The 12940-nt window shown below is 65.0% G+C and carries 10 protein-coding genes; 3 read left to right on the top strand and 7 right to left on the bottom strand.

Annotated features, from left to right (window positions below):
• The first annotated feature begins 67 nt into the window (after positions 1–67).
• A complete protein-coding gene (locus ACT6Q8_RS16725) occupies positions 68–1465 on the top strand; it encodes an META domain-containing protein (RefSeq protein ID WP_444733072.1) in 1398 nt (465 codons plus the stop codon).
• Between the two features lie 7 nt (positions 1466–1472).
• Here ACT6Q8_RS16725 and ACT6Q8_RS16720 read toward each other — a convergent pair whose 3' ends face one another.
• From ACT6Q8_RS16720 to rocD, 6 genes are all read right to left on the bottom strand, one after another.
• Positions 1473–3296, bottom strand: a complete 1824-nt coding sequence (locus tag ACT6Q8_RS16720; protein WP_444733071.1) for a hypothetical protein — start codon at positions 3294–3296, stop codon at positions 1473–1475.
• 10 nt (positions 3297–3306) lie between these two features.
• Entirely contained in the window at positions 3307–5019 is a 1713-nt protein-coding gene (locus tag ACT6Q8_RS16715) for a hypothetical protein (protein ID WP_444733070.1), read from the bottom strand.
• Positions 5020–5118: 99 nt separating this feature from the next.
• Positions 5119–5802: a TorF family putative porin gene (locus ACT6Q8_RS16710; RefSeq protein WP_444733069.1), complete on the bottom strand. Its 684-nt coding sequence runs from the start codon at positions 5800–5802 to the stop codon at positions 5119–5121.
• A gap of 156 nt (positions 5803–5958) precedes the next feature.
• Positions 5959–6447 carry an Lrp/AsnC family transcriptional regulator gene (locus ACT6Q8_RS16705; protein ID WP_054169800.1) on the bottom strand — a complete coding sequence of 163 codons (489 nt, stop codon included), beginning with the start codon at positions 6445–6447 and terminating at the stop codon, positions 5959–5961.
• 165 nt (positions 6448–6612) lie between these two features.
• On the bottom strand, positions 6613–7527 hold the full coding sequence (locus tag ACT6Q8_RS16700; protein ID WP_444733068.1) for an arginase: 915 nt from the start codon (positions 7525–7527) through the stop codon (positions 6613–6615).
• A 39-nt stretch (positions 7528–7566) separates the two neighbouring features.
• Positions 7567–8790: an ornithine--oxo-acid transaminase gene (gene rocD, locus ACT6Q8_RS16695; RefSeq protein WP_444733067.1), complete on the bottom strand. Its 1224-nt coding sequence runs from the start codon at positions 8788–8790 to the stop codon at positions 7567–7569.
• 331 nt (positions 8791–9121) lie between these two features.
• Between rocD and ACT6Q8_RS16690 the strand changes: the two genes are divergently transcribed.
• Together ACT6Q8_RS16690 and ACT6Q8_RS16685 are read left to right on the top strand one after the other, a co-directional pair.
• Complete coding sequence (locus ACT6Q8_RS16690) at positions 9122–10072, top strand: AAA family ATPase (protein ID WP_444733066.1); 951 nt, start codon at positions 9122–9124, stop codon at positions 10070–10072.
• Positions 10065–11003, top strand: a complete 939-nt coding sequence (locus ACT6Q8_RS16685) for a ParB/RepB/Spo0J family partition protein (protein WP_444733065.1) — start codon at positions 10065–10067, stop codon at positions 11001–11003. The genes ACT6Q8_RS16690 and ACT6Q8_RS16685 overlap by 8 nt, the downstream gene beginning before the upstream one ends.
• 116 nt (positions 11004–11119) lie before the next feature.
• Here the strand turns inward: ACT6Q8_RS16685 and ACT6Q8_RS16680 are convergent, their stop codons facing one another.
• The gene (locus tag ACT6Q8_RS16680) at positions 11120–12460 is read right to left on the bottom strand and encodes a replication initiation protein (RefSeq protein ID WP_444733064.1); all 1341 of its coding nucleotides are present in this window, start codon (positions 12458–12460) and stop codon (positions 11120–11122) included.
• Positions 12461–12940 lie beyond the last annotated feature (480 nt).

The raw sequence follows: 12940 nt of genomic DNA, 5'->3' as shown, positions 1-12940 counted from the left end.
ATGGCGGCATCATCGGCGCCCGGATCAGACAAGAACAGGACAGAGCATGCGGCGCAGCTGCTATGGGATGGCATTGTTGACAGCGGGGGCCTGCCTGATCCTGCCCGCCGCCCTGCCCCCTGCCCTGGCAGCGCCGGTTCCGGCCAGTTCATCCACCGCCCGACCGCTTGTCACCATCATCGGTGAGTTGTCCTATCGCGAGCGCATCGCCCTGCCGCCCGGTGCCACGCTGCTGGTCACCCTGGCCGAACCGGGCATGGCCGCCGATCCCGCTGCCCCCGTGCTGGCCCGGCAGAGCATCGATCTGGCGGGACAGCAGGTGCCGCTGCGCTTCCGCCTGACGGCGGTGGCGGCCAAGCTGAAGGCCGGCGAACGTTATGCCGTGCGGGCCATCATCCAGGACGCGGGCGGACGGCCCCTCTGGTCCATCCAGAGCGCGCATGTCATCGATCCCGGCACGGGCCTGCATGATCTGGGCACGCTCTGGCTGACCCGCGCCGCCGCACCGCCGCCCGTGCCCCCGGCACCACCCGCCCCCGCATCCGGGGCAGAAGCGGCCCCGCGCCCACCTGGCGTGCCGTTTCAGTGCGGGGAGCGCGAGGTGGTGGCGCTGTATGAGGAAGGCGGCCTGGACCTGACCGTTGACGGGCAGACCCACCGGCTGGACCGGGCGCTGTCGGCATCGGGTGCCCGCTATACCGGGGAGACGGCGGACGGGCGGGAGATCGAGTTCTGGAGCAAGGGGCGCAATGCCCGCCTGTCGCTGGGCCCCGAGACAGAGGTCGCCTGTGCCCAGGCCGATTTCACCGAAACCAGCCCGCCGGGCCAGTATGAGGCGCGCGGATACAGCCCCGGCTGGACCCTGCGCATCGGCACGGACCGCCTCGACATCGTGAGATTTGGCACAGGAACGTCGCAGATCGCGCGGATTTCCTTGCCCGAGCGACAGTTACTGGCCGATGGCTATCGCTATGAGGGAAGGCTGGGCGATGGTGATTTGAGGGTGACCATCAATCCCGGTACCTGCCTGGATGAGCGCACCGCCACCCCCCTGCCCGACCGGGTGCGGGTGGAGGTGGAGGGCCAGACCCTGGACGGGTGCGGCGGGTCGGCGGCCACGTTCCTGGCGCAGGGCGAATGGCAGGCCGTGTCCCTGAACGGCAAGGACGTGCCCACCGACAATGCGCCCGCCATGCGCTTCACGGCGGCGGGCGACGTGACGGGACAGGCAGGATGCAACCGCTTCGTGGCCCGCTTCCGCGCCGACGCCAACGGCATCACCATCGCCAGCCGTTCCGCCGCCAGCACCATGATGGCCTGCCCGCGCGACATCATGCAGCGCGAGCAGGCCTTCCTCTCGGCCTTGCGCTCCATCCAGCGCCACACGCTGGACGAGGGCGGCCTGCTGGTGCTGTCGGGCCTGGACGATGCGGAAATCAAGCTGCGGCGGGTGGGCGGGCCGTAGGGTGCCTTTATGGATTTCGCGTGTCCGGCGCGGGACAGACAAAGGGGCGGCCCGGTCCCTGCCCGCCAGCCATCAGGTCCCGGACCAGCCTTGCATCGGTCAGGTCAGGGAGGGAGGGATCAACAGAACCGAACGGGGCCCTTGGTGCGCTGCCATCCTCGCGGGCGTAGAAGCGGATCAGAGCCTGCTGCATCTGGGCGCGCTGGATGGCGTCAGCAGGGTCTGTGCTTGCCAACAGGTCGGCCAGGATGAATGGGTCGCGGGCGTCCCTGCCAGCATAAAAGATAAACATCTTCCGCGCGCCAGGATCGCTGCACCATATCCGTTCAACCAGGGGCCGCATGCGCGGCCATTCGTTCATCGCCAACAGGATGGGCGCCAATCGCTGCGCGCCCGTCATTGGTGGCGGCCAGCCCATCGGAATTGGTTCCGGTAGTTGCGATATCAAGGCAGTAGCCTGTGCCTGCGCCCAATCACGCACACCCCGGTTGCTGGTGGTCGCCAGGACGGCTGCCACTTCCTCATCATTGGGGACATATCGGCTATGGCCGCCAAATACATCTTCCAAAAGCCAATCACCGTAACCTCTGACTTCCCGTCCCAGGACCAGGGCGACTTTCGGCCAGCGGGTGGCAACGGCGGGGTCCTGTAGCCAGGCCTCACTCTCCTCATCGGGGCCGACACGGCCCTGCATGGCCCGAATGAAACCCCGTAGATCGTCACTATAGTACCATGGATTGTCCGTGAAGATCAGGCGTTCGAAATCCCGTTCCAGCAGGTCCAGTGCCTCCGCCCGGCGGCCCAGCAAGGCGAGGTGGCGTATGGCCCAGATCAGGCTTCGCACGTCATGGTTATGGTCCAGCCGTGCCCGGAAAAAAGGTACAGCATCGGGATGATCCCCGGTAATCAGTGCCAGCAGGGCATAGTCGGCGCGGCGGCTATCCTTGCCTTCCAGCGGCTCCCCGGCCCCGTCGATCACGCCGGCGAGCAGTTGCGGCCAGGGACGTTTGTCGGCTCTCGACCAGGGCAAGTAACGCCCCATGCCATCGTCAATACGCCCGCCCCAGGCCGGCGGTTCTCCCCGTTCCGCCCGGGTGATCATGTTGGTCAGATGCGCCGTCGGCATGGAGGGCCAGGCACCCGTCAGATAGTCCAGCGCATGACGGGCGCGCCATTGCGTATCTAGGTCGGCATCAGGACGGAGCCGGGACTGCAAGTCTGCTTCCAATGCGCGTAAGGCGGTCTCCGGCCCTGCCTTCTGCATCTCCACATAATCGCGGATCATGCGGACCCAGCGTGACTTGGCACCGCCATAAGGGGCAGCCACGTCCCCACCCGCCACCGCCAGGATTGTCCAGCTACCATCCGCCCGGCGCGCCAGGAACAGCACATAGCGTTGTCCCTGCCGGGGCATGAAAAATTGGCAGGGGTTGACGTGATCGGCCCCCAACGGCCCGCCGCTGAAAAAGCCCAGCGCAAGATCAACCTGTTCCGGCCCTGCCCCCTTCAGCGCCGAAAGCCGGCGAAAGGTGGCGAAGGGTGGATACTGGTAAGGCTCCGGCCCCCGCCGTGGGGCCAGAGAAGCCGCCTCCGCCACAATGATGGCGTCGGCCCGGGCCACCATATCAAATGCTGCACTGCGCGCCATATCCTTATATCCACCGCAGCCACCGGGCGGAGGGGGCGGCAGGGACAAAGCCCAAGCCGGGGATGCGGCCAGGAGGGCCAGGGTCAGCAGCAGCGGCAGCAAACGCGACAGAACGCGCCACCGGCAGGCCCGGATCAGCGCAGGATTCCTTGTCGGCAGGTTCAGGGCGAGAGCATCGGCCATGGCTGTGTCCTCAACCCTCTTTCCGTGTTGGACAGGCAAGCGGTTCTGCCTTTGGCGCGGTGCCTTTCACGAGAGCAATATACACTTCATCATTTTTAAAGCCGTTGCGGGTGGCGGCGGCGGCACCGGCCAGCAGCAGGCCCTGGCGCTCCTCTTCAGACAGGCCGGGCGTGGCCAGCATACGGAGATAGAGGCTATCCTTTAGAAACGTCAATTCTCTCCGAAAGGCCTCGATCACGCCCGCGCGGGACTTTTCATCCCGGCAAAACAGCTCCATCAGCAGGATGTCACCCTGGCTCCGCTCTGTCAGCAGCCGCAAGGGCAACTGCACCTCGTTCTCTTCCCACCCCTTATAGCGACGATCCCATTCCGCCCGGTTGACAGGATCACGCAATCGCTGTTCCGCCCAGGCGAGCAGGGGATGATCGGTGACCTCACTCACCAGCCAGAGGGCCTTACCCGGCTCGGCCACGGGGTCGGTGACCTGCAGGTAAGGAGCGATATCCGCGAAGAATGTCGGGCCTCCATAAGATCCAAGGTAAGCCTGGAAACGCCAGGCCAGATCGGGCCAGGTGTCACGCAGGACCGGGTCGCGGCGCCAGGCCGGCTCCTCGTCCACGCGGGTGCGACCGGACATGGCGCTTCCAACCATGGACATATGGTTGCTCGCCTCGGCCAGGGAGACTGTCATGATCCGTGTGGCCAGGAGACGGGCCGCATCGCCCCGCCGATCATGCCAAGCCATATGGGTTATGGCGAAGAACAGGCCCGCCGGATCATCATTTCGCGCGGCCAGGCCCGCGAAGAATTCCGCGGCATCCGCGTGGCCCGGTCGTGACAAGGCCCACAGCACGGCGATGCGATATTCCGGTGCCGTATAGACATGAGGACGACTGACCGTGCCATCATCGCTGGTGACGGTCCAATCCTCCACCCAGGGGTTCCAGCGTAGGCCGGCGGGGATGTGGCCCGCCTCCAACTCCCCATGCAGCCAGATCAGATAGCTTGTCGGCTGTGTCGTCTGTATCGTGTCAAGCTGTTCGGAGAGGCGGCGCGCCTTGAACTTCTCCGCGTCGCTGGCCTTTGGGTGCTGAACCTGCGCCAGAGCAGCGCGGATGGCCGCCATCCGCTGGTCTGGGGGCAGCGTATCCTCGATCCGCACAATTTCCGCCGCCACCTCCACCCAGGCGCGGCGCAGAGACGTCCGACCCGGTTCAAACTGCAAGGGCGAGGCGTAGGGGTGGTAGCCCCCCTTGCCGTCAGGTGACAGCAGCAACAGGTAGGTGGCACCCGCCTGATAGACGTCATTAAAACATTCGCCCAGCCAGCCGCGATAGGTCCGCAGATCGGCGAAATAGCGTCCGGAAACCCGGATGCGCCCTTCCGCCGTCCCACGCAACGCACGCTTCACGGTGAATTCGACGTAGCCATCGGCCAGTGGCCGGATCACCCGCGCCTCCACAATCAGCGGTGCCCTGGCCACATCCGCATAAGCGGTCGCCGGCGTCTCCCCCGGTTCGTAGTAGGTGGAGCAGGCACGGGCCGCCGGAGCGGCCAGCAAGGCCAGGAGCAGCACGGTCGCGACCTTGCGCCAGAGGCTGTAGCCGCGACCAGAGGTGAGATCACGTATCCCTATCCATGGCTGGAGTGGCCAGTACGCCGGCCAGGAAAATTGCCTTGCCCCACGATCGTTCTCGGGCAGGTCGTCGGGCATCTTGGGCATGGGTAGCATCCCGGTGTGGAAGATGGCTATCTTTTCACAACCGGGTGAGGTGCGGCAATGGCGTTGGCGCGTGGGGTTACGCCCCCTGCCCTCCCCCCCTTACGGGAAACTCACCGTCACAAACGCCGCCACCCGGCCACCGCATTTGCAGCCATCCTCATTCTTCAGGCTGGTGTCGGTATAGGCGATGCCGATGGTGGCGGGGGCCAGGGCGTAGGAGAGTTCCGCACCCCACTCCCAGAAGTTGGGTCCGCCCAAGTCCTTGCGATCATACCATTGGTGGCCGAGATGCGGGGAGAGGGCGAAGCGCTCGGCAAAGGGGATGGTGACGGCGATGCGGTGATAGAACGCGTCGCCGGCCCCGCCATCATCGGGGCTGTAGACCATTTCCGCTTCCCATTGATGGGTCTCAAGGTCCAGCGAGCCAGCCAGGGCGAATTCCCAGAGGTCCAGGCCCGCACCCTTGGGCGCGCCGGCATAATGGGTGCGGCTGATGCCGGCCACGACGGCCCATTGCTCCCATTCCCATTGATAGCCGCCGATCAGGTTCAGTTCGGCATCGGTGCCATCGTTGAAATCGACGGTGGAGCCGTCCACGGCCAGGAACAGGCCCGTCTCATGGGTCCAGGTCAGTCCGCCCTGGAAGGCGGCATGGCCATCGGATTGGGAGAGGCCTTTGTCGATATAATCGCTGGTCAGGCTGACCGAGCCTTCGACATCTGCCCAGGCCGGGGCCGCGCACAGACCCGCCACCAACGCCAAAGCCGCCAACCGCGCAACCATCCTGCCGACCTTTTTTCTTTATGGACACCAGATAACATAGCCATGAGTAGGCATGACCCGGACCGAAGATACGAGGTGGCGTGAGAATTTCATGCTGTTCATTGGGATATATCGGCAGAGAGGCTGCTATTGATTTTGATTTTCAATAGTAATACTTCAGCCTTCCTGATCGGCACCGAATAGCGGTGTTGGGGCCTGGTCACGCACGGGGCGCAGGACGATGTTGGAGGTCACGCGGCTGACGCCCAGCTCCGTATCGTCGATCCAGCCCTGGGTCAGTTCCTGATAGGCGTCGATATCGGGGCAGATCAGCTTGGCGATGTAATCGAACTCGCCACTGACCTCGAAACATTCCACCACTTCCGGCGTGTTGGCGAGGCGGCGTTCGAACAGCTGTCGCCCGTGGCGGCCATGATGTTCCAGCGCGATCTGGGCCAGGACCGTGATGCAGCTTTGCAGCCGGCGGACATCCAGCACGGCGCGGTAGCCGGTGATCAGCCCCTCGCGTTCCAGCCGGCGCACCCGTTCCAGGCAGGGCCGCGCCGACAGGCCCACCCGTTCAGACAGGGCCTGGTTGGTGATGCGGCCATCGGCCTGCAGCTCTGTCAGGATGCGCAGGTCGATCTGATCAAGGCGGCGGCGCATGGCGGGTCCGGGTGGTGGCGGGGTAGCCAGGGTAGCCCAATGGAAGGGCACATACCACCGGTCAAGATACTTGGCCGGCGGTGCGGCGGCGACTGCCGCCGCGCGGCCCGTGCCGCGTAAGCCAAGCCGCCGGATGGCGGCGCCCGGCGCTTAAGGGAACGTGTATCACGCCACCAGGGCCGTCTGCCCTTCCCGGCCCGCCATCAGGCCCGCCAGGAGATGTTCGACGACATGGGCCGTGCGGTTGCCCTGATCCTGGGTGGCGGCATATTCGACGATGTCCAGCGACTGCACCAGACCAGAGGCCCCCAGCAGGCGCAGGGCATCCACCGCTTCATCCAGGGTCAGGCCGTCGGGCACGGGCGTGCCGACGCCGGGCGCGACGCTGGGGTCCAGCGCGTCGATATCGAAGCTGACATGGACATGGCCGCCGCCCGCCGCCTGTATCCGGCTGATCGTGTGGGCGACCAGGGTGGCGAGGCCGCGTTCGCGCACCGCCGGCATCTCGTGAAACTCGATCCCCGACCGGCGCAGGTTCGCCCGCTCCCCTTCGTCAATGTCGCGGATGCCGAACTGCACCAGACGGTCGGGGCGCAGCAGCGGCGTGAAGGCGCCGACGCGCAGCAGGGCGGGATGGCCGATGCCACAGGCCAGCGCCGCCGGATAGCCATGGGTATTGCCGGACGGGGAGGTTTCGGGCGTGTTGAAATCGGGATGTGCATCGAACCACAGGACGAAGAAATTCTTGCCCTGACGGCGCGCATGCTCCGCCGCCGCCGCCACGGAGCCCAGCGCCATGGCATGGTCACCGCCGGTCATGACGGGCAGGCCGCCATCGGCGAAGACGCCCGACACGGCGTTGCGCACGGCGGTGCACCAGGCGGCGGTTTCGCGTACCGACCGGCTACCCGTTTCATCGCGGCTGCCATCGTAGGCGGGACCCTGGACATCGCCCCGGTCCACCATGCCCATGCGGCGCGGCAGGCCGATGGCGCGCAGGGCCGCCGGCCCCTCCGCCGCACCACAGGCCTTGTTGCCAACATCCGTGGGCACCCCGATGAAACCGTACCAGCCGCTCATGAATGGCTCCGTAAGTTTGCTATTTTAATTGAAAAGGGATCAGGCCGTCAGGCGCGACAGAACGGCGGCGAAGCGGTCGATGGCCCAGTCCAGTTCGGGACGGGTGATGACCAGCGGCGGGGCGAAGCGGATGGTGGTGTCGTGCGTCTCCTTCGACAGCACCCCCTGTTCCATCAGCAATTCGCAGACATGACGGGCGGTGGCGATGGCGGGGTCGATCTCCACCCCCACCCACAGGCCGCGACCGCGCACGGCGGTGATCGCCTTACTCTCGATGCCGCGCAGGCGGGCGATCATGTGGGCACCCAGTTCGGCGGAACGTTCCACCAGACCCTCATCGGCGATGGTGTCCAGCGCCGCCAGCCCTACGCATGCGGCCAGCGGGCTGCCGCCGAAGGTGGAGCCGTGGCTGCCGGGGCCAAACATGTCGATGACATCGCGGCGGGCGACAAAGGCCGAGACGGGCATGACGCCGCCACCCAATGCCTTGCCCAGGCACAGGCCGTCGGGGCGGATGCCTTCATGCTGATGCGCGAACCAATGGCCAGTGCGGCCCAGGCCGGACTGAATCTCGTCCAGGATCAGCAGGACATTGTGACGGTCGCAGATCTCGCGCAGGCGACGCAGATAACCATCGGGCGGCACGATGATCCCCGCCTCCCCCTGGATCGGCTCCAGCAGAATGGCGGCGGTGTTGGGGGTGATCGCCGCCTCCATGGCATCGGCATCGCCGAAGGGCACGATGCGGAAGCCGGGGGCGAAGGGGCCGAAACCGTCGCGATAGGCGGGTTCGGAGGAGAAGCCGACGATGGTGGTGGTGCGGCCATGGAAATTGCCATCGGCCACCAGAATTTCCGCCTGATCGGCGGCCACGCCCTTCACACGGTACGCCCAGCGGCGGGCGGCCTTGATCGCCGTCTCCACCGCCTCGGCCCCGGTATTCATGGGGCAGGCGCCATCCAGGCCGGTCAGACGGCACAGCCGCTCCAGAAACGGCCCCAGCTTGTCGGAGTGGAAGGCGCGGGAGATGACGGCGACCTTGCCCGCCTGTTCGGTCAGGGCCGACAGGATGCGGGGATGGCTGTGGCCGGTATTGACGGCGGAATAGGCCGCCATCATGTCCAGATAGCGCTTGCCGTCGGCATCCCACATCCACACGCCCTCGGCCCGGGCGATCACCACCGGCAGCGGCTTATAATTCTGCGCACACCAACGCTTTTCAACGGCAATGGCGTCGGCATTGATGCTGGTCCGCATGTCCATGATGCTCTCCCCGGCGGGTGCTGTTCGATGGTTTCAGCATGGCAGGCGGGGGCAGCCGAAACGGTTGAAGTTTCGGGGGCAAACGACAGGATCGGGCCGGGCAAGGGGGGTGGCACAGCCGAACCTGTGTGACGTCACACAAGGGCAGGGATTGGCATGATGTACCCGTGCAGTTTGGCACAGTAAGGGGTCTGTGTGACGTCACACATTGCCCCTCCCGCAGGCCGGCATCATGACGGAATTCCTGTCGCGGCTGCGTTCGGTGATTGACGTGGGGCGAGATTTGAGACAATTCTCAAAGCCTCAAATGCCCCCTCCCCGGACCGGTGCCATGACCCCCGATGAACTGCGCCAATTTCGTGAAAGCCGTGGTGAAAGCCAGGCCGCCTTTGCCGCCTGGGTGAATGCCAAGCTGGGCCGAAAGTATGACAATGCCACCATCAGCCGCTGGGAATCCGGCGCCGAACGCCTGCCGGTGCGGGTGGCGGAGTTCCTGGCCGCCGCCAGCCAGCGCACGGCCTGCATCATTGCCGTCGCCAACCAGAAAGGCGGCGTGGGCAAGACCACCACGACCCTGAACCTGGGCTATGCGCTGGGCGAACTGGGCAAGAAGGTGCTGATCGTCGATGCCGACCAGCAGGCCACGGCCACCGAGGGATCGGGCCTGGACCCGCTGGAGGTCCAGGACCGCAAGGGCGGGCTGGAGGATGTGCTGTTCGGGCAGACGGGCATCCATCAGGCCATCGTGAAATGCGACGGCTATGACATGCTGCCCTGTACTATTGCCCTGGCAGAGGCGCAGATCAAGATCCTGCTCGACCCCGATGACGGGCGCTATGTGCTGCGCGAGAAGCTGTCGGAGGTGCTGCGCGATTATGATTACATCGTCATCGACTGCCCGCCCGAACTGGCCCTGATCACCGTCACGGCCCTGATTGCCGCCGACTTCCTGCTGATCCCGACCAAGGCCAGCCGATATGATGTGCGCGGCATCCCCTTGATTTTTGACACAGTGTCGAAGATCCAGCGGCGACAGAATCCCAGCCTGAAGGTGCTGGGCGTGCTGCCCACCATGTTCAACCGCAATTTCGCGGTGGAGCAGCAGGTGCTGTCGGACCTGCAGGAAAGCCTGGGCGACAAGGCCCGCATCTTCCAGCCGGTGCCGCGATCGACCGAGATCGATCAGGCCACCTATGCCGGGGCCGTCCCGCTGAAAATGCTGCCCAAGAGCCACCCGATCGGGGTTTACCGCACCCTGGCGCAGGAGATCGTCAATGGTTAAGAACTGGCGCAAGCCCGCAAGCCCGCAGCCGGCAGCAGTGGCGAAATCCATCGGGGACAGTCTGGACCGGCCCGGTGCCGACCTGATTTTCGGTACGGCGGATGGTCTGCGCGATACGGTGCTGCTGCGCCTGAACGACATTGAGCCAAATCCCAACCAGCCACGCCGGCATTTTGATGAGGAGGAGCTGCAGGCACTAAGCTTCTCCCTGCGCGAGGTGGGACAATTATCCCCGATCCTGGTGCAGGCCCACCCAACGGAGCCGAAGCGCTTTATGCTGGTGGCGGGCGAGCGGCGCTGGCGGGCGGCGGGGATGGCGGGCCTGACCAAGATCATGGCCCACATCCTGCCCACCGATGCCAATACCGATCAGATCGCCCTGATCGAGAATTTGCAGCGCGTGGATCTGTCGCCCGTTGAAGAGGCAGAGGGCATCCGCCGCCTGATTGAGACGCATGAATATAATCAGGAGGCGGTGGGCGACCTGCTGGGCCGGTCGCGGACAGAGGTGAATACCACCCTGACCCTGCTGCGCCTGAATGCGACCATCCGCACCGACTGTGTGACATCACACAATGACGTGCCCAAGGCGGTTCTGCTGGAACTGGCGCGCATGGAGGAGGTTGACCAATTGAGCCTATGGCTCAAGGTCAAGAAGGGCGAGTTGACGGCACGGGAGGCGCGGGAATACCGCGCCAAGCTGCAACGGGCCGGTGATCCCGCCACGGCCAAGGCACCCGTGAGAAATGTTACAGCAAAGAAGTTCATCGCCGGCTTGCCCAAGTTGGAAGAGAGCCTGTCGGCAGGGATCGAGGCGGTGGCGGACAAGGGTTTCGCCAAGCTGCGCGCCGATGAGCGGGCCAAGCTGGAGGCGCTGAAGGCGCGGCTGGCGGGCTATGCGCAGCAGTTGGAGACGCTGCTGGCAGGGTGAGGGTGTGTAGAGGGGCGCAATCCACCCCTTATCTGCCTCTTCATCGTCATCCCGGCTTCTGCCGGGATGACATATATATATATATATAGAGAGAGAGGGGCGCGTCGGGGCCGACCTTACACCCGCAGGCCCTTCACCACCTCATCCGCCACCAGCCCCACCCAGCGGCCAATGTTTTCCGGGGCGGTGGCGGCACGCATGTCGGGAGCGCCCAGGGTCTGGGCCTTGCGGAACCATTTGGCGCGGACGCCGTAGGGTTCGCCGGTCAACCATTGCAGGGCGCGTTGGGCGGCGGGGGAGAGGGCAGGGGGTTCAGAGCCTTCCGGCGTCAGGCGGACGGGAGCGGAAACGGCAGGGTGCAGTTTCTCCAGCCAGGCGCGGAAGGCGGCGGACGGGTTGCGGCAGGGTTCCTTCTGTCGCATGGCCCATTCGGCCCAACTGAAAATGGCGGTCTGCATATCGACGTCGGGATATTGCGCCACCAGTTCCTCAATCACGGCCAGCGACACGCGCTGGATCAGGCCCAAGGTGCCGGCGGGGCCGCGTTCACGGTCAGTGCGGCCATCCTCCAGGTCGGGCGTATCCTGATCACGCGTGCCATTGGCGGGCGTGGCGCGGCCCACGGGGGCCTTAGCGAATTCAGTGATGCGGGCGGTGGCAACCAGTTCGCTGTTCGATTTCTTCTTTACATCGAACATCAGCTTTTCGACCTTGCGGCCGCGACCGTGGGAGCGCAGTTCCTGATAATCGATGACCAGACCCGACAGTTCGTTGATCTCGCTGACCGCCGGGTCCAGAACGCGGCGCTGAAAATGCGCGTAATTTGGCATCTTGTCGGCACAGCCCAGGCTTTCGCGCAGATCATCCAGCGCCACTTCCCAGCGCGGCTCTCGCAGGTTTGCCCGTAGGCTCAACAGCTCATACAGTGCCAGGGAATATTTGGAGGAGAACTGCGCGCAGATGGCCAGATGGATGCGCGCCCAAGCCCCGGGCTTGGCCAGCAGGGGGCGCAGCTTCGGCGGAAATTCCCATTCGGCGAAACCCGACCCGCGCGGCAGGGCGCGGAAGGCCAACAAGGGGGAGCCACCCTCCTTCAATTGCTGGTCAGCCTCGCTCCAGTACGGGAAGCGGACCAGGGTCTGCATCAGCCGGTCGAAGGATTGGCGCAGACGGACATTGTTGCTTTCGGTATCATCACCGATGGCACGGCGCAGGTCGGCAGTCGACGCGCGGAACGGGGGCAGGGGGGCCTCGGGATCGGACAGTTTGTCCCAGCTATAGGCCAGCAAGACATTGAAAAGCTTGCGATCTGCCAGGGTCAGGCCGTTGCCCGTCTCCATCACCTCAATCTGGGTGCGCGGCTTGGGCAGGGTGGGGTCGGTGGATAGGTCCAGCACATTACCCGTCACGCGCGGGCGGGCCATTTCCGCCTTCACCGCATTCGCCTGCGCCGCCATACGTCCCCCCACCGGGCACCCGTTTCAGTGCCAAAGAACCCGTGACCCCTGTCACTGTGACAGAGCAACATTGCCGGGGCACAGGATCAAGCGCGAATCATTGAACCCGTGCGAGATGGCACAGAGAGGACCAAAATCCCCGATTCTCGCCCGTGCGTTCCGGCACAGTAACGGGGCATGCGGAGCAGGGTGGGCGTGAGCTTTGGCACAAGATGGCGGAATCGGGAGAATCGCGGGAGAATCGGAAGCGTGAGATCTGGCACAGAAAGGATTCCGCCCCCCGTGAAATCCGGCACAGGCAGGGGGTGCGGTCCTAGGAACGAGCGTTACAGCCCAGAAAAACCGTGAGATATGTCACAGAGAACCGGCGGAAAACCGCAGAAACCCTGGACTCTCAAAAAGGCTTGAGAGGGTGGCCGTGCAATCTGGCACAGGATTGAGGGTGGGGCCGTGAGATATGGCGCAGCAATCCGGACAGAA

The organism is Niveispirillum sp., assembly GCF_052437035.1.
Lineage (GTDB): Bacteria > Pseudomonadota > Alphaproteobacteria > Azospirillales > Azospirillaceae > Niveispirillum.
Note: the sequence above shows the minus strand (reverse complement) of the source record. Positions and strands in the feature narration are given on the sequence as shown.

What these genes read in the sequence shown, in the direction of transcription:
- ACT6Q8_RS16720 (WP_444733071.1), bottom strand. Translation starts at nt 3,296, where the DNA reads ATGGCCGATGCTCTCGCCCTGAACCTGCCGACAAGGAATCCTGCGCTG.
- ACT6Q8_RS16725 (WP_444733072.1), top strand. Translation starts at nt 68, where the DNA reads ATGGCATTGTTGACAGCGGGGGCCTGCCTGATCCTGCCCGCCGCCCTG.
- ACT6Q8_RS16705 (WP_054169800.1), bottom strand. Translation starts at nt 6,447, where the DNA reads ATGCGCCGCCGCCTTGATCAGATCGACCTGCGCATCCTGACAGAGCTG.
- ACT6Q8_RS16685 (WP_444733065.1), top strand. Translation starts at nt 10,065, where the DNA reads ATGGTTAAGAACTGGCGCAAGCCCGCAAGCCCGCAGCCGGCAGCAGTG.
- ACT6Q8_RS16710 (WP_444733069.1), bottom strand. Translation starts at nt 5,802, where the DNA reads ATGGTTGCGCGGTTGGCGGCTTTGGCGTTGGTGGCGGGTCTGTGCGCG.
- ACT6Q8_RS16700 (WP_444733068.1), bottom strand. Translation starts at nt 7,527, where the DNA reads ATGAGCGGCTGGTACGGTTTCATCGGGGTGCCCACGGATGTTGGCAAC.
- ACT6Q8_RS16715 (WP_444733070.1), bottom strand. Translation starts at nt 5,019, where the DNA reads ATGCCCAAGATGCCCGACGACCTGCCCGAGAACGATCGTGGGGCAAGG.
- ACT6Q8_RS16680 (WP_444733064.1), bottom strand. Translation starts at nt 12,460, where the DNA reads ATGGCGGCGCAGGCGAATGCGGTGAAGGCGGAAATGGCCCGCCCGCGC.
- ACT6Q8_RS16690 (WP_444733066.1), top strand. Translation starts at nt 9,122, where the DNA reads ATGACCCCCGATGAACTGCGCCAATTTCGTGAAAGCCGTGGTGAAAGC.
- rocD (WP_444733067.1), bottom strand. Translation starts at nt 8,790, where the DNA reads ATGGACATGCGGACCAGCATCAATGCCGACGCCATTGCCGTTGAAAAG.